This is a genomic window from Akkermansia sp. UNK.MGS-1 (assembly GCF_000980515.1).
Lineage (GTDB): Bacteria > Verrucomicrobiota > Verrucomicrobiia > Verrucomicrobiales > Akkermansiaceae > Akkermansia > Akkermansia muciniphila.
This window is the reverse complement of sequence record NZ_LBCB01000005.1, coordinates 96261-120905: the sequence shown is the minus strand read 5'-3', so window position 1 is coordinate 120905 and position 24645 is coordinate 96261. Positions and strand designations below refer to the sequence as shown.

General features: G+C 51.8%; 27 protein-coding genes and 1 tRNA gene. 9 read left to right on the top strand and 19 right to left on the bottom strand.

Features of this window, described 5'->3' with window-relative positions:
- The 11 genes from WW58_RS02830 to WW58_RS02770 form a co-directional block, all read right to left on the bottom strand.
- Positions 1 to 429 (bottom strand): hypothetical protein (locus WW58_RS02830; RefSeq protein ID WP_046435231.1); only part of this gene is annotated, 429 nt, incomplete at its 3' end.
- A 25-nt stretch (positions 430 to 454) separates the two neighbouring features.
- Complete coding sequence (locus WW58_RS02825) at positions 455 to 1057, bottom strand: class I SAM-dependent methyltransferase (protein WP_102738119.1); 603 nt, start codon at positions 1055 to 1057, stop codon at positions 455 to 457.
- A gap of 6 nt (positions 1058 to 1063) precedes the next feature.
- Positions 1064 to 1273, bottom strand: coding sequence for a hypothetical protein (locus tag WW58_RS02820; protein ID WP_046435229.1), 210 nt, complete (start codon positions 1271 to 1273; stop codon positions 1064 to 1066).
- Positions 1270 to 1992 (bottom strand): hypothetical protein, encoded by a 723-nt coding sequence (locus tag WW58_RS02815; RefSeq protein WP_046435227.1) that lies wholly within the window; start codon positions 1990 to 1992, stop codon positions 1270 to 1272. Before WW58_RS02815 ends, WW58_RS02820 begins: the two co-directional genes overlap by 4 nt.
- A 363-nt stretch (positions 1993 to 2355) precedes the next feature.
- A complete protein-coding gene (locus WW58_RS02805; protein WP_288143397.1) occupies positions 2356 to 2691 on the bottom strand; it encodes a hypothetical protein in 336 nt (111 codons plus the stop codon).
- Positions 2669 to 2821, bottom strand: coding sequence for a hypothetical protein (locus WW58_RS12860; protein WP_219724555.1), 153 nt, complete (start codon positions 2819 to 2821; stop codon positions 2669 to 2671). Before WW58_RS12860 ends, WW58_RS02805 begins: the two co-directional genes overlap by 23 nt.
- Positions 2805 to 3026 (bottom strand): hypothetical protein, encoded by a 222-nt coding sequence (locus WW58_RS02800; protein WP_046435222.1) that lies wholly within the window; start codon positions 3024 to 3026, stop codon positions 2805 to 2807. The genes WW58_RS12860 and WW58_RS02800 overlap by 17 nt, the downstream gene beginning before the upstream one ends.
- A 248-nt stretch (positions 3027 to 3274) precedes the next feature.
- Positions 3275 to 3670 carry a hypothetical protein gene (locus WW58_RS02790; RefSeq protein WP_046435218.1) on the bottom strand — a complete coding sequence of 132 codons (396 nt, stop codon included), beginning with the start codon at positions 3668 to 3670 and terminating at the stop codon, positions 3275 to 3277.
- Between the two features lie 364 nt (positions 3671 to 4034).
- A complete protein-coding gene (locus WW58_RS02780) occupies positions 4035 to 4784 on the bottom strand; it encodes a hypothetical protein (protein ID WP_046435214.1) in 750 nt (249 codons plus the stop codon).
- Positions 4777 to 5124 (bottom strand): hypothetical protein, encoded by a 348-nt coding sequence (locus WW58_RS02775; RefSeq protein WP_046435212.1) that lies wholly within the window; start codon positions 5122 to 5124, stop codon positions 4777 to 4779. Before WW58_RS02775 ends, WW58_RS02780 begins: the two co-directional genes overlap by 8 nt.
- A 415-nt stretch (positions 5125 to 5539) precedes the next feature.
- Complete coding sequence (locus WW58_RS02770) at positions 5540 to 5821, bottom strand: hypothetical protein (protein WP_046435211.1); 282 nt, start codon at positions 5819 to 5821, stop codon at positions 5540 to 5542.
- A 35-nt stretch (positions 5822 to 5856) separates the two neighbouring features.
- On the opposite strand from WW58_RS02770, the gene WW58_RS12855 reads away from it, so the two are divergent.
- Positions 5857 to 6405 carry a hypothetical protein gene (locus WW58_RS12855; protein WP_102747734.1) on the top strand — a complete coding sequence of 183 codons (549 nt, stop codon included), beginning with the start codon at positions 5857 to 5859 and terminating at the stop codon, positions 6403 to 6405.
- A 164-nt stretch (positions 6406 to 6569) separates the two neighbouring features.
- Here WW58_RS12855 and WW58_RS02760 read toward each other — a convergent pair whose 3' ends face one another.
- The 5 genes from WW58_RS02760 to rbr form a co-directional block, all read right to left on the bottom strand.
- The gene (locus tag WW58_RS02760; protein WP_145987554.1) at positions 6570 to 7202 is read right to left on the bottom strand and encodes a hypothetical protein; all 633 of its coding nucleotides are present in this window, start codon (positions 7200 to 7202) and stop codon (positions 6570 to 6572) included.
- A gap of 43 nt (positions 7203 to 7245) precedes the next feature.
- A complete protein-coding gene (locus WW58_RS02755) occupies positions 7246 to 8580 on the bottom strand; it encodes a tyrosine-type recombinase/integrase (RefSeq protein ID WP_102738122.1) in 1335 nt (444 codons plus the stop codon).
- 119 nt (positions 8581 to 8699) lie between these two features.
- A tRNA-Val gene (locus tag WW58_RS02750) sits at positions 8700 to 8774 on the bottom strand.
- Positions 8775 to 8969: 195 nt separating this feature from the next.
- Positions 8970 to 11663: a cytochrome c biogenesis protein CcsA gene (gene ccsA, locus WW58_RS02745; protein ID WP_215833510.1), complete on the bottom strand. Its 2694-nt coding sequence runs from the start codon at positions 11661 to 11663 to the stop codon at positions 8970 to 8972.
- Between the two features lie 48 nt (positions 11664 to 11711).
- Positions 11712 to 12287: a rubrerythrin gene (gene rbr, locus WW58_RS02740; protein WP_031931504.1), complete on the bottom strand. Its 576-nt coding sequence runs from the start codon at positions 12285 to 12287 to the stop codon at positions 11712 to 11714.
- 303 nt (positions 12288 to 12590) lie between these two features.
- Here rbr and WW58_RS02735 point away from each other — a divergent pair, with 303 nt between their 5' ends.
- Positions 12591 to 13187 (top strand): GNAT family N-acetyltransferase, encoded by a 597-nt coding sequence (locus WW58_RS02735; protein ID WP_022197076.1) that lies wholly within the window; start codon positions 12591 to 12593, stop codon positions 13185 to 13187.
- 74 nt (positions 13188 to 13261) lie between these two features.
- On the opposite strand, the gene WW58_RS02730 is transcribed toward WW58_RS02735, so the two are convergent.
- From WW58_RS02730 to WW58_RS12850, 3 genes are all read right to left on the bottom strand, one after another.
- Positions 13262 to 13891 (bottom strand): hypothetical protein, encoded by a 630-nt coding sequence (locus WW58_RS02730; protein WP_128155320.1) that lies wholly within the window; start codon positions 13889 to 13891, stop codon positions 13262 to 13264.
- Positions 13892 to 13910: 19 nt separating this feature from the next.
- On the bottom strand, positions 13911 to 16436 hold the full coding sequence (locus WW58_RS02725) for an FtsK/SpoIIIE family DNA translocase (RefSeq protein ID WP_022197078.1): 2526 nt from the start codon (positions 16434 to 16436) through the stop codon (positions 13911 to 13913).
- A gap of 368 nt (positions 16437 to 16804) precedes the next feature.
- The gene (locus tag WW58_RS12850) at positions 16805 to 17083 is read right to left on the bottom strand and encodes a hypothetical protein (RefSeq protein WP_146021583.1); all 279 of its coding nucleotides are present in this window, start codon (positions 17081 to 17083) and stop codon (positions 16805 to 16807) included.
- Here WW58_RS12850 and WW58_RS12845 point away from each other — a divergent pair.
- The 7 genes from WW58_RS12845 (at position 17082) to WW58_RS02690 (ending at position 24611) form a co-directional block, all read left to right on the top strand.
- A complete protein-coding gene (locus WW58_RS12845) occupies positions 17082 to 17522 on the top strand; it encodes a PEP-CTERM sorting domain-containing protein (RefSeq protein ID WP_215833514.1) in 441 nt (146 codons plus the stop codon). The two genes, WW58_RS12850 and WW58_RS12845, sit on opposite strands and share 2 nt — an antisense overlap.
- 226 nt (positions 17523 to 17748) lie before the next feature.
- On the top strand, positions 17749 to 18027 hold the full coding sequence (locus WW58_RS02715) for a hypothetical protein (RefSeq protein WP_180974637.1): 279 nt from the start codon (positions 17749 to 17751) through the stop codon (positions 18025 to 18027).
- 842 nt (positions 18028 to 18869) lie between these two features.
- Positions 18870 to 19652, top strand: a complete 783-nt coding sequence (locus WW58_RS02710; protein ID WP_046435196.1) for a polysaccharide biosynthesis/export family protein — start codon at positions 18870 to 18872, stop codon at positions 19650 to 19652.
- A 130-nt stretch (positions 19653 to 19782) separates the two neighbouring features.
- Positions 19783 to 22182, top strand: a complete 2400-nt coding sequence (locus WW58_RS02705) for a GumC family protein (RefSeq protein ID WP_046435195.1) — start codon at positions 19783 to 19785, stop codon at positions 22180 to 22182.
- A gap of 63 nt (positions 22183 to 22245) precedes the next feature.
- A complete protein-coding gene (locus WW58_RS02700; protein ID WP_046435193.1) occupies positions 22246 to 22917 on the top strand; it encodes a CpsB/CapC family capsule biosynthesis tyrosine phosphatase in 672 nt (223 codons plus the stop codon).
- Positions 22918 to 22959: 42 nt separating this feature from the next.
- On the top strand, positions 22960 to 23808 hold the full coding sequence (locus WW58_RS02695; RefSeq protein WP_288143396.1) for a sugar transferase: 849 nt from the start codon (positions 22960 to 22962) through the stop codon (positions 23806 to 23808).
- 26 nt (positions 23809 to 23834) lie between these two features.
- The gene (locus WW58_RS02690) at positions 23835 to 24611 is read left to right on the top strand and encodes a glycosyltransferase family 2 protein (RefSeq protein ID WP_046435191.1); all 777 of its coding nucleotides are present in this window, start codon (positions 23835 to 23837) and stop codon (positions 24609 to 24611) included.
- Positions 24612 to 24645 lie beyond the last annotated feature (34 nt).

The following is a 24645-nucleotide window of genomic DNA, read 5'->3' as shown; positions in this document are numbered from 1 at the left end:
TGTCTGACAACTGTCTGACATATGTCCGACAACTGACTGACGCTTGTCTGACAACTGACTGACAGCTGACGGACAACCGTCTGACACGGCATCTCCGGGCCTCGCAACCCTCACAGGAGGAGCCGGAAACTTAGGCTCGCTCCTCTGCCTCACGCCCCACTCCGTAATCGCCAGATACCGTCCTCCCTCCGCATCATACCTCACGACCATCCCGGCAGCCTCCAGCTCACACAGGGCCTGTTCCACCTCATCCACGGACAAATGCACCCGGCAGGAAAAACACTTGCTCAGCACCCACTCAGCGTCCCCGTAAAACCTCCCTGCGCTATCCGCAGCCATCCTCAGCCGGACATACACACGTTCCCCGGTAGAGCTTAACTCATCCATCTCCACCTCTTGGCACCAGTCTCTTATTTCCCTGCGCGGCATCGTCAAAGTCAGTTGGAGTTGTAATTCATAACCACTTGATGGTGCAGACTGTGTTGCGGCTTTTGACCCAGTGGAACCATGCGTAAGCCATAGCTCCCGCCTTGTAACGGGAGAAATCACCATTTTTCGCACAAATCCGCCGCTCTGAAAACACCCACACATCCGCGGGTGGGGTATCGTTAAATAACCTCTTGCGGCTCTGACCCTCTAAAAATGACAATTTCAGCAGCATCCAGACATTAGCCCCCGGCTTGACAACCTGTAGAGCCCTCTCGACGAATTCACGGGCTGTGGCATAGGGCGGATTGGTCATGATGTCCACGTCACCCATAGGTGCGCCGTCAAACTCCCAAAGAAAATCCTGAAGACAGGAATCAGGGCATCCCCGGTCAACAATATCGGTTGCGTACACTTCGTGCCCACGTTCACGCAGGACGTTGACGATATGACCAGCCCCACAGGCCGGTTCCCATACATGTTTCCGTAGTGGTGCGCCGGCATTGAGCAAATCCCTAACCATAGCCGGGTCTGTTGCATAGTAGTCTTCCCGTTGCCGTTCTTCGGAGGTGTGATTGGATGCGCCCAGCAAGGCTCCTAACGTCCTTTTGTTGCCTGTCCAGTCCTTCATTTCTCTTTATCTCCATCCTTCTTTCTCTTCCGCCCGCAACAACTTATTAACGGCTCCTGACGGAGTGGAACTGTAGTGTCTTTGCTCTGTCCAATTCCAAGGACGCCTGATTGCGCTCCATTCGTGGATTCCTTCCTGCGTAACGTAGATATTGGTTCCCTTGGCCCTCATTTCGTCGTGGCTCCGGGAATAGACGAATTCATAGTTCTTGTTCATGCCGGCAATTCTCCGTTGGTTACTCTGTCCCTTACTTCCATCTTGGAAATCCCCATGGAGATCATCACCTGCTCCATATCGACTTTCTGAAACGCCTTCTTCCTGCCGCCGGGCTTGCCGATCAGCTTCTGCCCCTGTTCATTTTCATCTTCCCATTCCTCGACTTTTACATACTCCCCATTCTCTTTTTTGGGAAATAAATCATGAGCCAGAATAAAAGCGGAAGCGAACTTCTTTCGGAACCGGGCCTGTTCGGCTTTAATCCGCTTGCGCTTCAAAATGCAAAACCTCGCACCATGTTCACCGATAACCTCCGCATCAGACCAGTACTTCAAATTTTCCTTGTACTTGTTATTGCCCTTCTTAAACTCCTTCCGGAAATGGGGCAACAGCATATCATACATAATCATGGCCCTGACGTAATCTTTCCGGGAAACTTTTAGATACACCGTCTTGAAATACGATTTGTATTCATAAGAACCGTAGGAACCCCGGCACACCGCCGCAATCTGGGCGACCAGCTTCATTTCCATCTGGTTTTTATACTCCATCTCAAACTCGCCGATTATTTCATCATTGAAATCATCTTCGCCGAAACCGTGTGCCCGGCAAATGCGTTCAAACGCCACTCTTGCGGATTCTTTTTCTCCGTCTATTCCCTCCTGAACAAGGGCGTAAATCTTTCTGGCTTTCTCAAAAGCCTTTTCCCGCTCAGTCATTGTCCTGTTCCTCCTTTCTCGGCTCCCATCGGTCTATGCTTTCTCCGATATTGACATGAGATCATTCGCAACATGGCACATCCCATTCATTGCGCTCTGAATATTTGCAATTACCGCAGTACCTGTCCTCCATTGGCACCCACGCCCGGCATGCGGCTCGTTTCTGCCAAGCGTCACGGATAAGCAGGGCGTGCTGTTCAGTAACATCTTGGGTCTCGCAGCAAACATAGTTTCCGCTTCTCCAATAGTGACGCCTAGAGAGGAAATTAACACACTTCCATCCTTTATGGTCGTCTCTAAATTTTTCCAATTTCCCAAGAGCTTTCCCGTACTCAAAAAAGGCTTTCTGTTCAGGCGTCAGCTTCATAGGCCCTCCTTCCCCTGTGCAAATGCCATCTTGTCGATCTGCGGTGAACCTGTCATCAGCTCGCTCAGGCAAACCAGTTTATACCCGGCATTCCTGACTGATTCGGAGCTGTTGATCAGATCCTCCATCTTCTTCCGGGTGCCGGCTCCAAGCAGTAGTGACTTACCCCAGCAATCCACAAGCAGGGCATAAGCCAGAAATGCCGTTGTTTTCAATTTGGTAAACCTTGCCAGTCTCTTCCTCCATCTTCGGGACTGCCGGGATAACTCCACGGCTTCATCCAGAGACTTCGGCACGCGCTTTTCAATCTCATTCACGCGATTCCAAAGCATGGCCAGCAGGCGCCGCTTGCGCAAGATGTAACTTTGCCGGACAACCGTCTTTGGTGCCGCCTTTGTCCTTCTTACGGACTTTTTCTTTTTTATCGTTCCAGACTTCATGGGGATTATTCGATTTCTTCAAGGTTGTTTATGGCACTTGTTATGCATTCACAGGCTTCCTGCATGGAGTAAATGGCATTGTATGATTGCTCTATGCGGTTGATCATGTTTTCCGGGAGGTTATCTTTATACTCTTCTTCTTCCTCCATGATCGTTTCCAGCTTTTCGAGAAGGTTTTGGAGGTCGTCATGCAGATCTTCCAACTCTTTGCGGCGTTGTTTATTCATATTCTTTCTTGTTAATTGTTAATCGTTTTTACTATTCTTCACAGTCGTCTGCTAGCTCCCAGTCTTGACAATAATCATTTAAGCTTTCAGGAGTGTTAAACAATCCGTATGTGTAGCAAAAAAAATCTCCTTCATTGTTAATGCAATTTCTGCAACACGGCTTGAAAACAAATTCCTTTTCATTCTTTTTTGTTTGAGGGAATTTTTTCTTAGAAACAGAAAAAAGCTTTTTGATGGATAAGAGGATGTTAATCATTACTGTTGGTTTCCGGTTTGTGTTCTTCCTCCCTTCTGGTTCCCCAGGTGCAGCCGTCCTTCTCCGGGTCCACGTACCAGTGCCCATCCGTTCCCAGGAGGTCGCATTCATGCTGTTTCCCCTGTTGGCGGAGATGGGGCCGGGAGGGTCGGCATCGTTTACAATCCCGGCACATGGTCCAATGTTCCGCCGCCCGCAGGATGTTCCCGGCGTCTCGGATGGTGTAATATGTGAAACTGCCCTGGGAGCCGTGCCACTCCCTCATGCTGGTTTCATGGCGGCGGGCGTCAGATTCGTTGGCGTAAGTGAAATACCTTGCCCCCGCACCGGGTATGATCGCCACGGATATGTACCGGGCGGCCTCCCAATAAAATGTGTTCTGCATCATTGCTGGCCCTCCTTCCTGTTAAGCTCCCATGGCCACAGAATCACATCATCCTGCCGCACGGGGTCAGGCGGCCCGGAAACCGTTTCCAGATAAAGAACACCCCGGCCCGCATTTTTCCCAATGATCCTTCTAGCCCGCCGTTCCCCGAAAAGTTTCACCTTGTCCCCCGGCCAGACCCTCATGATAGGCGGAAACTTGGAAACAAGCTTTTCCCAGTCCTTCCAGCAGTTTTCTTCTCCGTTTGGGTAAGATCCAGCAGAAGTGCATAATCCGCAATTACACTGAATTAAATCGGATTCTCCATCTCCGCATCCGAATTCAATATATTCTGGCATTTCCCCGCACAGCGGACATAAAAGCTTCTTCATTTCAATTCTCCGTTAATCGTTAAAACCTTGAACTTAATCACCCACACCCACGGATTCAAATGGGCAGATCCGGCTCCCTTTAATTTATCCCACAGGGAAAAGTAAGACATCCGGGCAAAAATGTGCCCATTGGATTTCCCTGAATAATCCTTCCATAAGTGGGCATCAGTTATTTCGTCGTGCCAGACGCTTTCAATGCCCTCCATTTGGGCATCCTGCGGTGTAATGTCTAACAGCCGCTCAATTCTTACTTCTGTAATTTCCAACAAAATCCGCGCCGCTTTCCGGGGCATGTGAATACCAGATTTCCAAGGTGACGCTTCCGTTCCATCTTTGTTTATTTTAATGCCTCCATCCTCGTCCAAGACATGTACATATCCTTGGTGAGTGGCGGCGTAGCAGTATTTCCCGGTGGGCCGGAATTGATCATCATATACCTCGAAAAACGTTTCTCTTACCCACAGTCGATCACCCGCTTTCCCGTAGGGGCATCTTACCCACGGATTAAAATCATCATCCGGTTCGTCATTGCAGACAGCCAGCCATAAGCCGGGTTTGACTTCGACGAATTCTGGAATCTCCCAGCCTCTTTCTTTCAGGTGCTCCGGGAAATCATTAAACCGGTTCAGGCCGCGCGTGCGGCGCGTCTGGTTCTTGTACTGGCCGGGCATGCTGTATTCCTGTAGTAACGCCCTGATCATGTCCGCGCTGAACAGAATGGGCCGTTCTTTCACATTGTTATTCATGGTCTTGGTTCTTGGTTGTTTCGGAATCTTCCAAAATTCGGTAAATCCTTCGCAGACTGTACAGCGGACGCCCCACCTTCTGGTGCGGTTGCTTCATGGATCGCTTAATCTCTGGATGCTGCTGGGCCGTCCGGTGAAGCCATGAATCACTACGCCCCAGCACCGCACGGGCCACCTTAGCACTCACCCAATCCTGCCCACTCTCCACCTTCACCTGTACCCCGGCAGCCTTATCCTGCCCGCCTCCCGTTGCAGCCAACCGTTCCACTACTTTCGCGGCCAGCAAATCCAGCACGGCATCCGCAAACAAAATCTTGTTAAAATCATCAGCCGCAGACATAAACACCTCCAATCAACACAAAACACGCCACTACCCCAATCCCCCACAACCACCCTCTCACCCGGCAGCACCTCCCCGGAGTACCATACGCCCGCATGCAAGGCCTGCCTCCCCAAGGCAAATCACCCATCCTCACCGGGAGCACCCTTCCTGCGGAGGGAACCAAAGGACACCATGCCCTCTCATCCCTCCGCAGGCTGGGCTTGATGCTCTCCTCATCCTGCGCCAGAAAATGGCCTCCCGGACAGGGATTAACCCCATGCCAGCCATCATCTTCAATTACACCCATATCATTCAGTTGTTGGTTGTTGTTCTTGGCCTCCACCTTGGAGCCGGGAGATAAAATCTTTTCAATAAAAAGGACTGTGACTGTAATCCCACCCCAGCAACATCAACTCCTCCTCCATCAAATCCATCATGCCACAGTCCCCGCTCTCAGCTTCTTCCTGCTTGCGGATGCTTCTTTCACATCGGCTCCCTGTGTGGCAGCTTCCGCCACCATCAACTCAAACGCCTTTTTAGGAGTAATTTTTAATTGCTCACTCAGCTCCATCACCCGCGCCATTGCTCGCGGACTCAGGCCCAACCAATCTATTTCCGGTCGCTCTGTCTTTCGCATGTCACCCAAATACGAAAAAACACCGTGTTCGTCAACAACAAAACACGGTTTTTTTTCGTAAACAAGAAATAAAATCATCTTGCCAATACGCAAAAAGACCGTATTGTTAGCGCATGACGCCTAGCAAAGAACAAATAAAATCTTGGCTCAAAACAATAGGAAAAGACCGAGAATGGCTCGCTAAACAATGTGGAGCCAAATCTAAAAGAACTGTAGAAAAATGGTTTGAAACTAAAGGTATTGTCCCTGCTAAGGCCATTTTGAAAATTAATGAATTGATGCTTCAAACACAATATCAATCTTCTATACAACCTTCTAATTTGCCGAATCAGGACAATCGCGGGAAAATGGAATTGCGCTTGGACTACGACACTCAAAGACGGGTGGAAAAAGAAGCTCTACGCCTCCGCATGGAACTCTCCGCTTACTGTACAATGGCGGTGGAGTGGTGCAGTGAACAAGAAGATATAGGAGAACGCCTTGCTGCCCGGCTGGCCTCTCAACAACAAGGCACGGAAAAACAGGAGACAGCCAAACAAGGCCTCCCCTCCCATACGGAATCTTCCGATCCCGCCACCCGGAAACGCACAACCGAAGAAACTCTCGGCATACTGCGCATCGGAACTAATCCGGGCGCAAAGAGAAAATCAGGCTCTGCGTAACATCATCGGTTATTACTTCTCTAATTGTGATTTTGACTTGGATATTTGGGAAAAACTGTCCCCAATAAACTAAGCCACTCCTTGCCACAATTACACCTTCTCTTCAAGAAATATTTGTTAGAATCTGCATTTTTCTAACAAAACACGCGCTCAAACTCCTTCCATCAAAAAATAACTGACCAATCCACAGTAATGAAACTCAAAAAAATTGTCACTAGCACAACAACCATTACCACACCAAGACGCTCTTTCATTGTTAAAGGGCAATCATCTCCATTGCTATCCACAACCTTATTATCAAGCAACAATTTTGAACAAATATACATCATAGAATCATAATGTTCATTTCTATCCCACCCCTTCAAAAGAGATAACAGACTCCCAATTAAAAACAACACGAAAGGACCAATAAAAGAACCATCGTATATAAATCCTATGACACTTAAAATTACAGCGAAAAAGAAAATTGTCCCTTGAATAAAACAATTAGAATTCACCCAACAAGAATATAATTCCCCCCTTAAAACCCCTAATAACTCAACCTCTTTTTCTCTTATAGAATTTAATTTATTCAATTCATTGTTAATATCATATATATTTTTCTTAAGTTTTACATTTTCATCACAGACCTCATAATAATCTTTGGCCAATTTTCTCAAAACATCTATTTCATCCTCTATCCCTTCGGTAGACAATACCCGTATATCTATAAACTTTTTTGCGCGTTCTCTACTTTCAGAAGCCAAAAGCGCACTAACAGGATTCTCCTTCTTACTTACCAATCGCATTGCACACATATCGTCACAATAATTATAATTTAAATCAGATAAAGAAAAAACTTTACAACTCCGGCAACTTCTCCAACGCCTTCTCCGTCGCCTCCGCTCCAAACTTAATATACCCGGCATGCACGGCGGCGGAAGAGTGCCCTACAATCTCCTGCACCATCGCCGGAACCACTCCTGCATCATGCAGCATCGTTGCTACAGTATAACGCAAAGAGTGGAAAGACAGCTCATTCTTCACCCTTCTCTTTCCGTCTCTGGCAGGAGTTAATTTCCTGTATCTTTTCCCGGCCAATCGTGGATCACGGTCAATCAAACCGGCATCAAACAACATCCCGGAAAACTCCGCAGACAACCTGCCGCTCCCAGACCGCTCATACATCTCGGCACGGGACGGATGAACAAACACGGCATCCTCTCCACAGACAGTTTGCCGCTCGCGCAACACTCCGGCCAAAACCGGAACCATCGGCACCACCATCTCCCGGCCCGTCTTTTGAGTCACCAATTTCACCACTCCCTTTTCCCAATCCACAGCATCCCACCTCAGCATCGCCACATCCCCCAACCTCTGGCCACCAAGATAAAGAGAACACAACACCATACTCCTCCACTCCTCATCACATCGCTCCAACACTCTCCGCAACTCTTCCAGCGTAAAACCGCGCCGGGCAATTCTTCCAGAATCCGTCTTTTTATCCCTCGGCAGCTCCACTCCCATTCCGGGATTCCTCTCAATCACACCCAACTTAACAGCAGCATTAAAAACAGCGCAAACCATCCCAAACTCCTTCTTCACTGTCTTGACGGCAAACATTCCGGCCAGTTCCAGCATAAAATCATTCATCATGCGGGGAGTAATACGTTCCATTGACCAATCAACCCTGTCTTCCAAAAATGTATAAAACCTGTTTGCGGCATTCCGATAATTCCGGACAGTCGCAACAGACTTCCCCTTTCTGCCCAACCCGGCAATAAAATCGCCAAACCAAGCACGCACAGTAGGAGCAGAAACCTCCTCTCCTGTCACCTCTACAGCCAACTCCCCAATCACCTTCCGTATATGGAAAACAGTCCATCCCTTCTTTGCGGCGGACTCCCACGCATCAGCCACCTTTTGAGCCAGCTTCCGCGCATCCGTCGCGGACATCCCCGCCTCCTTTAGAGCCTCCACCTTCTCCCGCTCCATACCGCTGTTTAAAAGCCTCTGAGCATCCTTCTCAGATATAGCACCCGCCGGAGCAACTTCAATCTTGGTACTATGAGTGACAAGTTTCCACTTGCCGGATGCGGTGGGCACATAAAAACAAGCATGCCAAAACCGAGATCCCTTTCTGCATCTCAAAAACGCCATGCCTGATATAGCATCATAACTAGCATCAAAAAGCAACTATTCATATCCCGTCATACCCTGTCACCTAACAAACTATTTATTAATTAACCCTCTAAAAAACAACGAAAAAGCCCGCACTTTCATTGTGCGGGCTTTTTATTCAAAAAGAAAGCTTTTGGTACACGGAGAGGGATTCGAACCCCCGACCAACTGTGTGTAAGACAGCCGCTCTACCACTGAGCTATCCGTGCATGAGGTGGCGGGAATATATACCGGAAAACCGGACCCGGCAAGGAGAAAATGAGAAAAATGCGTTTTCATCTCCTTGTTCTCCGTATCAGTAAACTCCGGACACCGCAAATTCCGGAAAAAGAAAAGAAGGCAGGTGAAAATTTCCTGTTCCTTTCCGGGAATATGCTTGCGAATTATCTCTGAAACCTGTTTCCCTACCTGATGTCCACACGCCGGAGAGCACGGTAATGCAGGATAATGAAGAGGACGCACAATACAGCCTCGGCCCCATAGAACATGTCTAACGCATCCCGACCGGAGGTGAACCCGTAGGAGTGCAACCCCACTCCCAGCATATTGACGCCCCACCAGGCAAAGGCAATGATAACGCCGCCCACCACATTGCTGAAGTGGAGCAGCCAGGAAGACAGCCATCCGGCTTTCCGGGCATGCAATACGGTCAATTGCCACAGAACAATCATCAACGCTCCGTTTTCCTTGGGATCCCAGCCCCAGAAGCGCCCCCAGGATTCATTGCCCCAAATACCCCCAAAAACCGTTCCCACCAGCGTAAACACCAGGGAAAAACACAAGATGCCGTAAGCCATGCGGTCCAGGGATTGTTCCGTTTTTCCGCCGATCAGGCGCAGGGGGGAAGCCAGGAGGTATATATGGGAGAGCACCGCCGCCAGCAACCCGGCCGCGTACCCCAGCACAATGGTAATGACATGGGTGGAAAGCAGGAAGTTGGAGCGCAGGATGGCCACCAGGGGATCCATATGGTCCACAGCCTGGGAGGATTCATACAAAATCCCCATCTGACAGGAGAAAGCCCCAAGCAAAAGCCCCGCCGCCAATACGATTCCCTTTTTACTGAAAAGTTCCACCACAAGAGCGCAGAGCACCCCCATGCAGGCGATGAAAGCGATGGTTTCATACGTATTGCCCACCGGGGACCTCATGGTGATGAGCACGCGGATGAGCAATGCCGCAGCCAGCACTCCGGCTCCGCCCGCGCCTGTCAGCCACGCCAGGCTGAAACCTCCGGGCCGGAGAAAACGCCGCCAGAGGGGAGCGTTGGCGACCGGGCGGAAAAGCGCGCAGAGCAGCAGGCACACGAACGCCGCCACAAAGACAGCCAGGGAAACATAAAGCGGATCCAGACGATAGTAGAAAATTTCTCTTTCCAGGCCGTGCCGCTCTCCGGCGGAGGCGGCTTCATTGGGCTGAACCAGCTTTTCCAGCAGCAGGCCTTCCGCTTTCATCCGCAGTGCGGAAGCCTCCGCCCCTGCCATGCCAACTGCCTTGCGTTCCAGCAGGGACGCCATTGCCAAAAAGGCTCCGGCAGCTTTGTCCGGGGCAGCCGTCCACAGGCGTTCTCCATCACGGCCGACAGCAGGAAACCAGCGCGGGAATTCCATCCGTTCCATGGCGGCGGGGTCTTCCAGCATGATTCGGGAGCCAAGCATCCAACCCCGCACCACGTCAAAGTTGCGGGCAAGGGACAGAATTTCCTTCTGGGCTTCTGTCAGATTAGTTTCTCCCAGCAACCGGATTTCCCGGACGGCACGGGTCATTTCCTCCCAGCGTTCCGCAAGCTGCGCATAAGAGTATTTTTTCCGCTTGTCTTTCTGGTCCGGCAGGTGCAGGCGCCTGACCACCTCTTCTCGATTGACCAGAAAAACAGGGTATTGTTCCGCCAGCTCCGGACGGAACATGCTGTCCAGCATCCATTCCACTGGGGAGAGCTTCCTTTTCCCTTCCGGCGTATCAATCACCAAGCTTCTTTTACCCAGCGTCCGGAGCAGATGGAAACCCGCATAAGTAGAAACAGGTTTCAGGCGGCCGCCGTCCTGAACGGCCATGGCACCGGCCCGTTCCACCAAAAAGGAAGACCAGGGCACATAATGTTCCACCAGAACCGGATGGACGGCAGGCCGCGCCGCCAGCATGCCGATGCCGAAGATGGCCGCTACCAGCAGGCAAATGCCTGCCAGGCGCAGACGTTTTTTTCCGCCGGAGGCGGAAGCAGCCTGCGGTTCCTCCTTCACCTCCGATTCGGCAGCCGCAAGCCTGGGTTTGCGGCGCAGGTATCTGCCGAAAACACAGCCAAAATGCCACAGCAACCCTGCAGCGATGATGTAGGAGGACCATTTGGGCATCTGCTCCAGGGGATTATGGGAAGCGCGGAGAATGGAGATAAGCCTGCCCAGATGCAGGGAATCCTGACCCCAGCTCATCTGGTACAGCGTCCAGCCGGAAAGGCGCAGAGGCTCGTTCATGCGAATAACGGCGTCATACTGACCGCCGGATTCCGGGAAGACGGTTACCTGGGATTCATAGGATTTAGGTTTGGAAGTTCCCGGATAAAACTCCGGCACAAAGCGGTTCAGGCGCAAATCAAACGGAAGGGAAGATTCGTGCACCCGGTCCCCCTGGGGCAGTTCCACCTGTTCCACAGCCACCGTCATTTTGTTGCCCAGCATGATGCCTGCCAGCAGCAGCAAAATACCACCATGAGCCACCAGCACGCCCGCGTGCCTCCAGGTCCACCGGATGCGGAACATCCCGCCTATGAGCAGGTTGATGAACAGTAGGACGCAGGTAATGCCCATGCCGGGCAGAGGCAGGGAAATCAGGGAGTTCTCCCCGCCCAGCGGTATCAGCACATACGCCGCCCCGAAAAAAGACTCTATGGCAGCCTCCGACCCCATGGAGGAAGACAGCCTCACCTGGTACAGCGTTCCGGCAAAAGTCAGTGCCAGAAGAATCAGCATCAGGGCGATGCCCAACCCGTAGCTTCCGGCAACATTCCAGAGGCTGCGTCCATATTTTTCCCAAGCCGCATCCGTTCGTTCCCTGTCCATCAGCGTAAGGCGTCCGTAGTCCAAAAAGAGGGCCGATTGCACGATCAGCTCGTGAAACCGGCCTCAACCATATCTCTGGATAAAAAGTTATTAAAAATTGTCCGCCAATTCTTCAAAGAATGCCTGGGGATGTGCACAGGCCGGACATACCTTGGGGGCAGTGGAACCGGTATGTACATAACCGCAGTTGCGGCACTTCCACTGGATTTCCTTCTCCTTGGCAAAAACCCTGCCTTCGCGCACATTTTCAGCCAGCTTGAGGTAGCGGGCTTCATGGTGCTGCTCCACGGAGGCAATCTTGCGGAAAGTTTCCGCAATGGCGGGGAATCCTTCCCTGTCCGCTACTTCGGCAAACGCAGGATACATGTCGGACCATTCGTCATGCTCGCCGGCGGCTGCGGCCAGCAGACAATCCTCCGTAGATTCCAGGGGAGCCGTGCAGACGGCGTGCGTTACTTCAACGCAAGCGTCTTTCAGCAGTTTGAAAAATACCTTGGCATGTTCCTTCTCATTGTCGGCCGTTTCCAGAAAGATAGCGGCAATCTGTTCGTACCCGGCCTTCTTGGCTACGCCGGCAAAGTAGGTGTAGCGGTTGCGCGCTTCTGACTCCCCGGCAAAAGCCTTGAGAAGATTCTTTTCTGTTTCTGTTCCTTTGATGGATTTCATAAATTAGTCATCTGGTTGCGTAAGCGAAAGCATCCTAATAAGACGCCGTGAAAAAACAAGCAAATATTGAATGAATCTAAAAAATAGACATATCCGGAAAAACATACGGCAGTTTCCCCATTTGGGAAAACTGTTGCCATGCACGCTTCTGCTGTCCCCCCCATACGCGCCGGCAGCAAAACGGCATCCCGGGAAACAGGCAGGAACCCGTACCGCAACATCAGGCCTAAGCATGAACCGGATCATTTGACACCCCTTGTGTAAATAGTAAAATTAAACGGAAAAAAACCTTAAGCTCCATCCATGAATTCCGCCAATACCCCCTTATTGGAAACCGAGAGATTAATACTGAGAAAATTCACGGAAAATGATCTGGAGGCCCTGTTCAATATTTACAGCAATGAAGAGGTAAACACGTATTTGCCGTGGTTTCCATTAACCTCCCTGGAAGAAGCGGCGTCCCTGTTCAAAGAAAAGTACCGGGAAGTGTACAAACGGCCTTACGGGTATCATTACGCCATCTGCCCGAAAAACAGCAACCTCCCGGCAGGGTATATCCACGCAGGCACGGACGACAGCCATGACCTCGGCTACGGATTGCTTCAAGAGTTCTGGCACAGAGGCTTTGCCACGGAGGCGGCCAGGGCTGTTGTCGCCCGGTTGAAGAAAGACGGCATGCCCTACATCACGGCCACACACGATATCAGGAATCCCCGCAGCGGAGGCGTCATGAAACAGCTGGGCATGCGCTACCAATATTCCTATGAAGAGCTGTGGCAACCCAAAAATATTCCGGTCACTTTCCGCCTGTACCAGTTGAATCTGGATGGACAGGAGGATCGGGTTTATCAGGAATACTGGAACAGGTCATCCGTCCGTTTCAAAGAAACTGATATCTGAATTCCCAATACCTGGCCTCATCTTCAGGAGCTCCTTCCCGCCCTGGGAAACATTGCGGATACCTCCGCATCCGGTTATCTTTCCACCGGTTTTCCGGAGAAAGTCCTGCTCCACGGTTCTTCCAGCCTGTCCGGAACGCTTTCCAACTCCCGGAGTATTTTCTCCCGCTCTCGGGAAATCCGCTCCTGATCCGCAGAGGCCGGAACAGGCTGCTCCCCGGGCAGAGGCATCAGCCCGTCCGCCGTCCTGCCGCCGTCCGGGGCAATCGGCGGAGCAACAACCTTGCTGTCTTCATCCGTTTCCGGTTCAGGGCTGACCGGCTTCTGCTCATCCATCTTTCCGGTACTTTCCGGAACAGCCAGGTTCCGATACAGGAACACCAGGTCCCCCGCCTCCACAGCGCCACTGCGGATATCCGCAGGAATGCGCGCACGCCCCATTCGCTCCTCCGTCACAATCAGGTTGGCGACTCTGCATTTTTCTTCCCGGCCCGGAGATTGGGAGATAAGCACGGTTCCCGGTTCATAAACATTCCCGGCCAGAGCAATCAGCACATAATGATGATTAGGATACACCTGCTCCACCTTGCCCACATATACGGGGGGAGGGACTGCTTTCTTAACGGGCTGCTGCACCTGCTGGGAACAGGAGGCCCCCAGCACCACAAACGCCGCCAGAACAGGTAGGGAAACAATTCGTCTCATGGGGAGTTTTTTCATCGTTTCATTCCACCAGCACCTTGCGTGGACGGTTGGTATTATCCGCCGGGGCAATAATGCCGCGGGATTCCAGCAAATCCATCATGCGCGCTGCACGGCCGTATCCAATGCTCAAACGCCGCTGCAGCAGGGAGGTGCTTACCTTACGTTCCACAACAGCCACTTCCAGGCACTTGGCATAGCATTCCTCTTCCGCGTCATCCAGCGGACTGTCCGCACCTCCGCGGGAAGGCTCGTCCAGGGACTTCTGAACCTCTTCATGGAATTTCTGCTTGGCCTGGGAAGCACAGTGGGCCACCAGGGCTTCCACTTCATCGTCAGAGATAAAGGCTCCCTGCGCCCGCTCCACCTGGGCGGAACCCGGCGGCAAATACAGAAGGTCTCCCTTGCCCACCAGTTTTTCCGCCCCCTGCCTGTCCAGAATCACACGGCTATCCGTACCGCTCGCCACCTGGAAAGCGATGCGCGTCGGGATATTGGCCTTGATCGTCCCCGTCACCACCTGCCTTCTTGGCGTCTGCGTCGCCACAATAAGGTGGATGCCTGCGGCACGGGCCTTTTGGGTAAGACGTCCAATATTCGTTTCTATGTCCGCTCCTACTGTCTGCATCAGGTCCGCAAGTTCGTCAATAATAATGACGATGTAGGGGAAGCGTTCAGGAATAACTCCGTCGTCCTCCAGATCCAGTTCATCATCTTCTTCCACAGGCCATTCCCCCTGGGATTCCAGGTCTCTGGCAATGGATTCCGCCAAAGATTCATCCACCTGCCCGTCTTCCGGTTCCTCCGTCTCTTGCGCAGGAACATCCGGCGGGCGCTTGTTGAAAGCTTCAAAGTTTCGCACACCCACCTTGGCAAAGCAATGATAGCGGTGCTCCATTTCATTCACGCACCAACGCAGGGCATTGGGAACTTTCTTGGGATCCGTCACCACCGGAACAATCAGATGCGGCAGCTTGGAATAAGGCTGCATTTCCACCACTTTCGGATCCACCAGAATAAGCCTCAGTTCATCCGGACGGAATTTCAGGAGCATGGAGGAAATAATGCTGTTAATGCACACGGATTTTCCGGATCCGGTGGCGCCGGCCACCAACAGGTGCGGCATGGACGCCAAGTCCCCGATCACGGTACGTCCATACACGTCCTTCCCCAGCGCCAGCGGAATCTTTTTCTTGGGGGAACAAAAAGCGGGATCCTGCAAAAGTTCCCGCAGGGGAACGGCCACCTTCTTCCGGTTGACGATTTCAATACCTACCGTATCCTTGCCCGGAATGGGGGCCACGATGTTCACGCTTTCCGCCTTGGTCGCCAGCGCAATATCCTTCGCATACTGGTCAAAAGTATTTACGCGCACGCCGCGCGCGGGATACACTTCATAACGGGTGATGGTCGGGCCTCGGGTAATATCCCCAGGCGTCACGTCCACGCGGAATGTCGTCAGGGTATCAATAATCTTCTGCTGTATTTCCAGCATTTCTTCCTTGTCCTCTGCCGTAGGGCCTTCCGGCTTTTCTTCATAATGCAGCAGTTCAAAGGGAGGCAGCTCATACTCGCGGAATTCCTCCGTGGGAGGAGTGGACAATTTGGAAAAAGGCTGCTCTTTGGGCGCGGGCTTCATTTCCGCCGGTTCCGCAACGGTAATCCTGGGGCGCGGAGCCAGGGGAAGGCGGCCCTGGGTTCGCGGGGCGCTGGGAGGCGGAACAGAATCCTCCGGCTTGGACGGAGCAACCGCCGCCGCTTCATGATACAAACTTTCCAGATCGTCCCCGGTGCGCTGCAGACGGGGAACGGAAGCCCGGCCCTTTCTAACCGGCCTGGGAGCGGACAAAGCGGCATCTTCCATGCTGGCCCTCACGCGGGCAGCTTCCCTGGCAAGCAGAGCGGTCTGTCGCGCCAGTTTTTTTTCCTTCCTGTTCATACGCCAGGCACGCCATTCCCGCAGCATGGCCCGGCAAAACGGCCGGGGACGCATCCCGGCGGCATAAACCAAGGCCAGCAAATAGCCCAGCCCGGAAAACGCCAGCACAGCGGATCTCCCGGCCAACGGAAGAAACAGACCAGTTCCCAGCAAATGGCCCGCCAGCCCCCCGGCGCCCTGAATCTGGTGGCGCGCCACCCATTCATTCCCCGGCACATGCCCGGCCGTCAGAAACAGGCATCCGAACAACAACAGGAACAAACCGCCGTAAACCACGCTTCGGGGCAGCCTTCCATGGTGGAGCAGGCGGTAAAGCCCCCACCACTCCAACAGGATAACCAGCATCCAGGCCATGCCTCCCAGCATCCAATAAAAAATTCCTGCACCATATAATCCCGCCGTTCCCAGCACATTGGAGGTACCCGGTATAACCAGCCCGGAGCCATTTAAATAACTCCAGCCTATTTCCCGCACATCAAATGTCAGCATAGCAGCCAGAAGAGCCACCCCCCCCAACAAAGACACGGCACCCCATGCCATTCCAATCCAAACAGGGGAACGCCCCTCTTCATGCTCAAATGCATGACGTTCCTGCATATCCAATGCCATACCTGTTTCTATTCTAGCAATTCTTCGCCCCAAACTCAAGGCTAAACAGGGAAGAAAAAGAATTGCCCGAATCCGCTTCCCTCAAAACAGGAATTGCCGGCTTACGGACCGGAAATACGGTTTTTAAACACTTTTGCCACTCTGGAAGAGTATCGCCAGGAATTCCCTTTTTTACCTGAGAAAAGACCGCCCCTGCACCGCAAATCAATAAAACCGAATCAATTTCAATGATTATTTTTCATATCCATTTGATTATTTATTATTAGCCTAAATATCTATTAAAAAAAATGTGCCGTTCGACATTTTTTCATGAGTTATGAAACATCCAGCGAATTTCAAATCCGTTACTTACTGAAATCAGTTGCTGTTTACCTGCTATTTATGAGAAGAATCGCCTCTATTTCCATGTTGGCTGTGGTATCCGCGCTTTCCGCGAGTGCTGCTACTGTATTATTTGATTTTAACAGTTCTCTGCTTCCGGAAACTCCTGCCAAGACTGTTTCTGTAACCGATTCCGGTTCAGGATTTGTTGCAACCCTGGCTACGGCATCCTCTTCCGCGAATCTGGGTTCTGCTTCTTCCGCCGCTTCTGGGGACTGGGTTTCCTCCGGAACTTCTTTTGATACACAGGGATTGGATTCTTTCATGGAAAACCAGATTTCTTTCGGAAACTCTTGGCAGACCTTTATCTCCGGCCCCAAAGGAGCTTCTCTTTCCCTGACTATTTCCGGTCTGGTGGCTGGTGCTTCCTACCAGATTGCCCTTGTTACCGGGTGTCCGCTTGAGGGGGCCGGTGCCTGGAATTCCCTGGTGACTTCCAATACCTACGGCAGCGCGGATCCTTCCATAGGTGCGAACTCTCAGACAATTCAGGCCCGGACTCCCACGGGGTACACCATTAGTGACGTTATTGCCAATGAAGATGGCGAAATTATTCTGACGGTGAATACTCCGGGTTCCGCCCACACGCCTACGTTCAATGCTCTGGCTATTTCCGGAGAAACAGCCAGCGTTCCGGAACCGGCCACGGCGTCCCTGAGCCTGCTGGGGCTGGTGGCCCTGATGGCTCGCCGCCGAAGAGCTTGAGAATCTCTTTTCCGGCAGTTAAAAATGTTGTTGCCTGCAAGGTTCTGCCTTGCAGGCAATTTTTTGTAATCATCCGATTTGAGAAAACTGGGCCGTCCGGGTGACCGTTTTTTCCTGGCGGAACTCTTGCTCCGGAGGAAATAAGGCTCCTGCTTCTTTGACATTGCGGGAACGTTCTTCATCCGTTACTCTTTGCTCTGCCGTAGAGAGAAATGATCATCATTGCGTGGAACGCAACAGGGAATTGATTCCGCCGGATACGGATATGTTCCGGGTCATGGACGGGGCAGGGGATGGAATCCCCGGTGTCTTTGTGGATCAGATGGCGGATCGTATTCTCGTTTCCACACGCGGCTGTTCCATTCCTGCAGACCTGGAAAGCGAACTCCGGGATACGGGCATGCCCGTATCCCATAAAAAACTGGAACGAAACCAAAAAGAGACGTTCTGGACATCTTGGTTTTCTGTGGCGGTGTTATTCCCGTCCGGGACTATGACTTCCTGAAGGAAAACGGAGTTGTGGCTATCTTCGGCCCGGGTATCAACATTCCAGAAGCTTCCAGGGGAATCGTGGAAGCTCTTAACGAACAGTATGCTGAATAAGTATAAATCGTTGTTGGTCAATGTAATGACCTGTGAGAAACCGGATGAAAAATTCGGACTCTTTTTTTGCGGGCGGATTAACTATCCGCTGTCAAACTATTTTTTTAAAAAAAAGGAATTTACGCAGATTCACAGGCGGAAAAAACAGATTGGCAAATCATAGAGAATATCTGTGAATGTTTTTTGGCCGAGCTTATTTCAAATTTCATGATATATAATAAATATAATTTGATTTTCAATCAATTATGACATTTACCCATCATTGTGCGAGGACATTGTGCAATACATGGTTTTTTCCAGCGGATAGTTAATCCGCTAATTGAGAATGCTCTTCCTCATGGCATTGAAATTACAATCCGTTAACCAGTCACGACTTTCATGTGCAGGCAAGTCAGCGGCCACTCCCCGGCATTTTACCCGGCGGTACTGCTTCTGCCAGTATCTTTTCATTATTGATGATTATTTTCCCGATTTTTCCATGTGAGGGGAAATATATCCCCCTTTTTCAAATCCTTGCTTGTTTCAAACAAAAAAAATCAAAATCATCAAATTTAAAATGATGACTGAACATATAGCGGCCTTTTTCTTTCAAACTTCCGGAAGATTGAAAGCATGGAGGGCATCACGCCATTCCCGTGGTGCTTCCGGGGCAAGGAAGAAAATCCTTTGAGCCGGAATGGCCTCTTTCCCTGTTTTTAGCATCATCTTTCCTCCTAAAAGCAACGTTTCCTCCTTCCTCACCAAATGAATACAAACAACCTCATCAATAAAGCCATTCTGTGCTCCCTGGCCATGGCCGGAGCCGCTCTCCTGCCTTCCTGCGTCAGCCCCAAGGAAGTACTCTATATCCAGGATGTTTCCGGAAACTCCAGAGAAACCATCAAGGCAAACTACCAGACGACCATCCAGAAGGATGACCAGCTCTATATCGCGGTCAGCAGCAAGCAGCCGGAGCTCACCGCCCCCTTTGCCATGTCTGAAATCGGTTCCGCCAGCGGCACCTCCAGCAACAAACCCAAAGGATATCTGGTGGATGCCCAGGGCTGCATCGTCCTGCCCGTCATCGGCAAAATGAAGGCTGCGGGCAAAACCTGCTCCCAGCTGGCCTCCGACATTGCCGCGACTCTCAAGAACAATGACTACATCCGGGATGCCTCCGTCAATGTTCAGATCATGAACTTCAAATTTTCCGTTCTGGGCGAAGTCAATGCTCCCGGAACCTACACTATTGAAGGCCAGCGCGTAACCATTCTTGAGGCCATCAGCCGGGCCGGAGACCTTAATATTGACGGCAACCGGGACGTCACGTTAATCAGGGAAACCAACGGAACCCGTCAAATCGCCAGCATCGACCTGCGCAGCAAGGATTTGTTCACTTCTCCTTATTATTACATCCAGCAAAACGACATCATTTACGTGACACCCTCAGACCGCAAGGTCAACACGCGCAGCGACGCTGCTCAATGGTACGGCTGGGGTCTCTCCGGGCTTGGTGTCACTCTGGCCGTGATCGCCCTGTGCCTGTAACGGACATTCCGCCTCTTTCTCATCCGGCTTAATCATACCTGTGAACGGAAATATAGGGACGGTCCGATTGCATCGGACCGCTTCCCCAGGGGTCCAGTATTTCCAAACAACATTCCACCCTCTTTCCTCCATGGCAAATAATACCGCTCCCACTCCGCCTGTTACGGAAAACACAGAAGAAACAACTTCCCTGGACACGGTGCTGCTCGTCCTGCGCCGCTACTGGTTTATCATCATTCTGGCAGCCCTCGCCGGAGGTACGGCGGCTTACTACCTAGCCGGCCGACAGAATTACATTTACCAGAAGACGGCCAGCGTCCTGATGCGCGATGCCAAAACGAGCAGTGACGCATCTTCGGAACGCATTATGGCAGAGCTGGGCATCGATTCCGGCGCAGCCAACCTGGCCAACGAAAGCTTCATCCTCAAATCCACCGCATTAATGAAAAAAGTGGTGGAAGACCTCAATCTCAACACTTCCTATTGGCAAAAAAAAGATTTCAGGGAAATCGACCTCTACAAAACCAGCCCCCTGCTGGTCCATTTTGAACGGATCGATAAGCAACGAGCCTGTACCCTGCAGATCACGCCTCTAGATGAAAAGAGGTTCATGCTTAGCCATTCCAATAACCAGGGGGAATCAGTCCAGCTGGAAGGGTTTTACGGAAAACCTCTTACACTTCCCTTTGCCGTCATTTCCATCCATCCAACATCCCTGATGACCGATGCGTGGAATGAAAAAACTGTCATTGTCCGGCACAAGCCCGTGCTTGAAACTGCTAACAACCTGCTCCACGGACTGACAGTCACCCGTCCGGACGCCAAAGAATCCAGCCTTCTGGAAATGTCCCTGACGGCCAGTAATCCCCAGAAAGCGGAAGACGTCCTCAACCACCTCATCCAGGTTTACAACCAAATTTCCAAGGATGAACGAAACAAGGCGGCCCTTAAAACGGAAAACTTCATCCAGAGCCGCCTGAAAGAACTCGGAGCCGCCCTGAGTGACGTGGACAAAAAGATCACCGAATTCAAGACGAAAAGCGACATTGTCAAGGATACGGATACCACCATGAGCGCGGACTTCAGCACGTCCCAGGCGCTGGAAAAAGAAATTTTCGATCTCGAAACACAAATCAAACTGGCAGCCATCCTGGCAGACAATCTTAAGGAAACCGAACGCAAACAGGGCCTGATTTCCGTGGAAACCGGACTTCCCGATTCCGGTATTGCCCGGCAGATAGAACACTATAACGAAGCCTATCTGGAATATCAGAAAATTGCAGGAAGCGCCGGTTCCCAGAACCCAATTACAGTGAGCTTGCGCGACAGGATGAATTCCACCAGGGCGGCCGCCAACAAAGCTCTTTCCAACTACCGTAGCAATTTGAATCTCAAGCTCAACCAGCTCATCAGCAAACGGGATTCCCTTACTGAACGACTCACGGAGACAGCAAGCAGGGAACAGGAAATCATTCCCCTGGTCCGCGAACACAAGGTTAAGGAGGAACTTTACCTGATGCTCTTAAGCAAGGAACAGGAAAACGCCCTGGCTATGGCGGTAACGGAATCCAGCGCCCGGGTTCTGGAAACCGCCCATGGGCCCAACTTTCCCATTTCCCCAAAAACCATTCAATACATCGCGGGAGGAACGGCGGGAGGTGCCCTGTTCAGCATATTTGCCTTCATGGGAGCGGCCATGTTGAACAACAAGGTTAACAATAAACACGATCTCCCGTCCACAAACAGGCAGCCTGTCATTGCCGAACTGCCCCAGATGAACAAAAAAGAAAGTAGAAATACCGGTCTTTTCATTCAGGACGAACATTCCGTCATCGCGGAATGCTTCCACATCCTGCGCAATAACGTAGATTCCATGCTCCCCAGGCCGGAACAGGGAGGACACGTCATTCTGGTTACCTCTACCCTCCCCGGAGAAGGGAAAACCTTCACCTCCGCCAATCTGGCCGCAGCTTTCGCCTATGCCGGCAAAAAAGTACTGCTTATTGACGGAGATTTCCGCAAATCCTCCCTGACCCGGCGTCTCGGCGGTTCCGGACGCAAAGGACTCACTTCCATCCTGCTCCAACAGAACCCCGACACCACCGGCATCATTCGCCCCCTGGGAGAAAACTCCCGTGGCATGGATATCCTTTACACCGGCCCCATGGTGCCCAATCCGGTCACCCTGCTCAGCCATCCCCTGTTGGGCCATATCCTCGGCATCCTCAAAAAACAGTATGATGCCGTCATCATCGACGCTCCGCCCTACGGCATTCTGGCAGATACCGCCATTCTGGCATCCTTGAGCGATATTACCCTGTACGCCGTGCGCAGCGGAAAAATAGACAAACGCTATCTGTTCCAAATCCAGCAACTGGCCGATCAGGGGAAACTGCCCAACATGGCGTACATCATCAACGGAGTCAACTTCAAGTCCGCCAGCTACAGCTACTATGGCTATGGCTACGGTTACCAGTATGGCTATGGGACCAAAGAACCGCAGCAAACCAGCAGGAAACAAAATAAATAAGGTGCAGGCCATACATAAGCCCAAGGCCTTCTTCCCTGCTTTTTACTCTTTTCGGCAGCAATCATGTTCGGCAACCTGTTCACCCCCCGGTATGCGACATCCAGCCTCTTTCCGGACGGCATGGACATGCACACCCATATTCTATGGGGAGTAGACGACGGAGCCACCTGCCTTGAAGAAAGCCTGGGAATCATTCGCCGGCTCAAGGCCATGGGACTTAAAGGAGCTTACTGCACCCCCCATATCATGGCGCGCTACCCGGACAATACGCCCGATTTCCTGCGCCGCCGTTTCGACCAGTTGCTTGCCGACACCAGGGAAGAACAATTCCAGCTCCGGCTCGCGGCGGAATACATGCTGGACAACCAGTTCAATGAGCAGCTGCGCCGATACACTCCCCTGACCTACGACGGAATCCACCTTCTGGTGGAACTGCCCCAGTACTACCTTCCCGGCGCCTGGAAGGACATGATCAGCGCCGTCCGGGACAGGGGCTATATCCCTGTCCTGGCGCACCCTGAACGCTATGGCCGCCTCCTGCAGCAGGAAGATTTCCTCCAACTGACTCAACAGGAAGGCGTCAAATATCAGGGCAATGTCGGCTCCCTGAAAGGATTTTACGGCAAATCCGCCGCAGCCTTGGCACAAACGTTCCGCACCCGTCAACTTTACGAATGGTGGGGAACAGACAGCCACAACATCGCCATGGCCAAACGCATGCCTCTGAAAAACTGACTCTGCCTACTCACCCTATCAACAACCTCTCGTACTACACCCATGCCAACCCCTACAACTAATATCCCCTTCAGCACCCCGCTGTATCGTAATCATCATTTTTACAGACGCTACGGAAAACGCGCCCTGGATTTCACGGGTGCACTCTTCGGCCTTATATGTCTGTTTCCGGTATTATCCATTCTGGCTATTCTGCTGGCCATCGTCCAGCGGACATCTCCCTTCTTCCTGCAAAAACGCATCGGGCACGGCCTCAAACCCTTTCATATCATCAAATTCAAAACCATGAAAGACACCAGGGACAAGGAAGGGAACCTGCTCCCGGACGAAGAACGCACAACAGTCTTGGGCTCCCTGCTGCGCAGCACCTCCCTGGACGAACTGCCTGAACTCATCAACGTTCTGCTGGGGGACATGAGCTTTATCGGCCCACGTCCCTGGATTCCCGATCAAATGGCCATTTTTACCCCTTCCACCCGGAAAAAAAGAATGTCCCTGCGCCCGGGCATCACGGGGCTGGCCCAGATTCGCGGACGCAACAACCTCACCTTCCGTCAGCGGGTATGTTATGACCTGAGCTACCAACGCCACCTGACCTTCCGGTATGACCTGAATATCCTTTTTTACACCTTCCTCAAGGTTGTCGAGAGGGAAGGTATTCAGCAGCGTCCGGATGCCCTGAGTACACCGGCCCGTGTACTGAAGCCCAGAGATTTGATGACCTACGGATTGAAAGAAAATACGCAACTCATTTTAAGAAGTATCCGAAAAGAACCTGTCCCCTCCCTGAGCATACCCGCTCATCCCTTGACTCCCAAAGACCTGCCGACCAAAGGTCTTAGGGTAAATACCCAGCTTATCATGAGGAGCCGTCAGAAAAGCGTCCAATAAAATTTCCTCTCCCCCCCCCGCCAAAAATGAAAATTTCAGTCATTACGGTTTGTTATAACAGCATTGCAACGCTGCAAGACACGCTGGAAAGCATTCTGCGGCAAACCTATCCGGACATGGAAAGCATTGTGGTGGACGGGGCCAGCAAGGACGGAACCGTGGAATTGATTGAAAAATACAGTCATCAATTTTCCGGCCGCATGAAATGGCTATCCGAACCGGACAAGGGGATTTATGATGCCATGAACAAAGGGATAAGCATGGCTACGGGAGATATCATCGGCTTTCTGAATGCGGATGACTATTACCAGGACGGAGGCGTGCTGGAAACCATTGCCGAAGCGTTTGCCCGGCATGGGGCGGATGCCGTACATGGCAATCTGCACTACATCAACGGGGCAAGGGAAATCGTACGCACATGGCGCGGAACGGAGTATCGTCCCGGCTCCTTCCAGCGCGGCTGGTGCCCGGCGCACCCCACATTCTATTGTAAAAGGGACTGCTTTACCCGTTACGGCGGCTTTGACCCCGCTATCGGCAGCGCGGCGGATTTTGAGCTCATGCTGCGCTTTATAGAAAAAAACCATATTTCCACCGCCTATATCGACCGCGACATGGTATTCATGCGCACCGGCGGCTCCAGTACGGCGGGCCTGCGGGCCATCCTGAGGAACACGCGCCAGAACAAACAGGCATTCAGGAAAAACAACCTCCCTTACCCGTGGCATTACGGAGTAACCCGGTTGCTGGCCAAAGCAGGCAGCACGCGCAATCCCATCCATTACCTGTTCAAAACCCGCTAGATTTTCCCAATCCGCACCTGTCCGTCACTGCGTC

What these genes read in the sequence shown, in the direction of transcription:
- WW58_RS02825 (WP_102738119.1), bottom strand. Translation starts at nt 1,057, where the DNA reads ATGAAGGACTGGACAGGCAACAAAAGGACGTTAGGAGCCTTGCTGGGC.
- WW58_RS02820 (WP_046435229.1), bottom strand. Translation starts at nt 1,273, where the DNA reads ATGAACAAGAACTATGAATTCGTCTATTCCCGGAGCCACGACGAAATG.
- WW58_RS02815 (WP_046435227.1), bottom strand. Translation starts at nt 1,992, where the DNA reads ATGACTGAGCGGGAAAAGGCTTTTGAGAAAGCCAGAAAGATTTACGCC.
- WW58_RS02805 (WP_288143397.1), bottom strand. Translation starts at nt 2,691, where the DNA reads ATGCTTTGGAATCGCGTGAATGAGATTGAAAAGCGCGTGCCGAAGTCT.
- WW58_RS02800 (WP_046435222.1), bottom strand. Translation starts at nt 3,026, where the DNA reads ATGAATAAACAACGCCGCAAAGAGTTGGAAGATCTGCATGACGACCTC.
- WW58_RS02790 (WP_046435218.1), bottom strand. Translation starts at nt 3,670, where the DNA reads ATGATGCAGAACACATTTTATTGGGAGGCCGCCCGGTACATATCCGTG.
- WW58_RS02780 (WP_046435214.1), bottom strand. Translation starts at nt 4,784, where the DNA reads ATGAATAACAATGTGAAAGAACGGCCCATTCTGTTCAGCGCGGACATG.
- WW58_RS02775 (WP_046435212.1), bottom strand. Translation starts at nt 5,124, where the DNA reads ATGTCTGCGGCTGATGATTTTAACAAGATTTTGTTTGCGGATGCCGTG.
- WW58_RS02770 (WP_046435211.1), bottom strand. Translation starts at nt 5,821, where the DNA reads ATGATTTTATTTCTTGTTTACGAAAAAAAACCGTGTTTTGTTGTTGAC.
- WW58_RS12855 (WP_102747734.1), top strand. Translation starts at nt 5,857, where the DNA reads ATGACGCCTAGCAAAGAACAAATAAAATCTTGGCTCAAAACAATAGGA.
- WW58_RS02760 (WP_145987554.1), bottom strand. Translation starts at nt 7,202, where the DNA reads ATGTGTGCAATGCGATTGGTAAGTAAGAAGGAGAATCCTGTTAGTGCG.
- rbr (WP_031931504.1), bottom strand. Translation starts at nt 12,287, where the DNA reads ATGAAATCCATCAAAGGAACAGAAACAGAAAAGAATCTTCTCAAGGCT.
- WW58_RS02735 (WP_022197076.1), top strand. Translation starts at nt 12,591, where the DNA reads ATGAATTCCGCCAATACCCCCTTATTGGAAACCGAGAGATTAATACTG.
- WW58_RS02730 (WP_128155320.1), bottom strand. Translation starts at nt 13,891, where the DNA reads ATGAGACGAATTGTTTCCCTACCTGTTCTGGCGGCGTTTGTGGTGCTG.
- WW58_RS02725 (WP_022197078.1), bottom strand. Translation starts at nt 16,436, where the DNA reads ATGGCATTGGATATGCAGGAACGTCATGCATTTGAGCATGAAGAGGGG.
- WW58_RS12845 (WP_215833514.1), top strand. Translation starts at nt 17,082, where the DNA reads ATGGAAAACCAGATTTCTTTCGGAAACTCTTGGCAGACCTTTATCTCC.
- WW58_RS12850 (WP_146021583.1), bottom strand. Translation starts at nt 17,083, where the DNA reads ATGAAAGAATCCAATCCCTGTGTATCAAAAGAAGTTCCGGAGGAAACC.
- WW58_RS02710 (WP_046435196.1), top strand. Translation starts at nt 18,870, where the DNA reads ATGAATACAAACAACCTCATCAATAAAGCCATTCTGTGCTCCCTGGCC.
- WW58_RS02705 (WP_046435195.1), top strand. Translation starts at nt 19,783, where the DNA reads ATGGCAAATAATACCGCTCCCACTCCGCCTGTTACGGAAAACACAGAA.
- WW58_RS02700 (WP_046435193.1), top strand. Translation starts at nt 22,246, where the DNA reads ATGTTCGGCAACCTGTTCACCCCCCGGTATGCGACATCCAGCCTCTTT.
- WW58_RS02695 (WP_288143396.1), top strand. Translation starts at nt 22,960, where the DNA reads ATGCCAACCCCTACAACTAATATCCCCTTCAGCACCCCGCTGTATCGT.
- WW58_RS02690 (WP_046435191.1), top strand. Translation starts at nt 23,835, where the DNA reads ATGAAAATTTCAGTCATTACGGTTTGTTATAACAGCATTGCAACGCTG.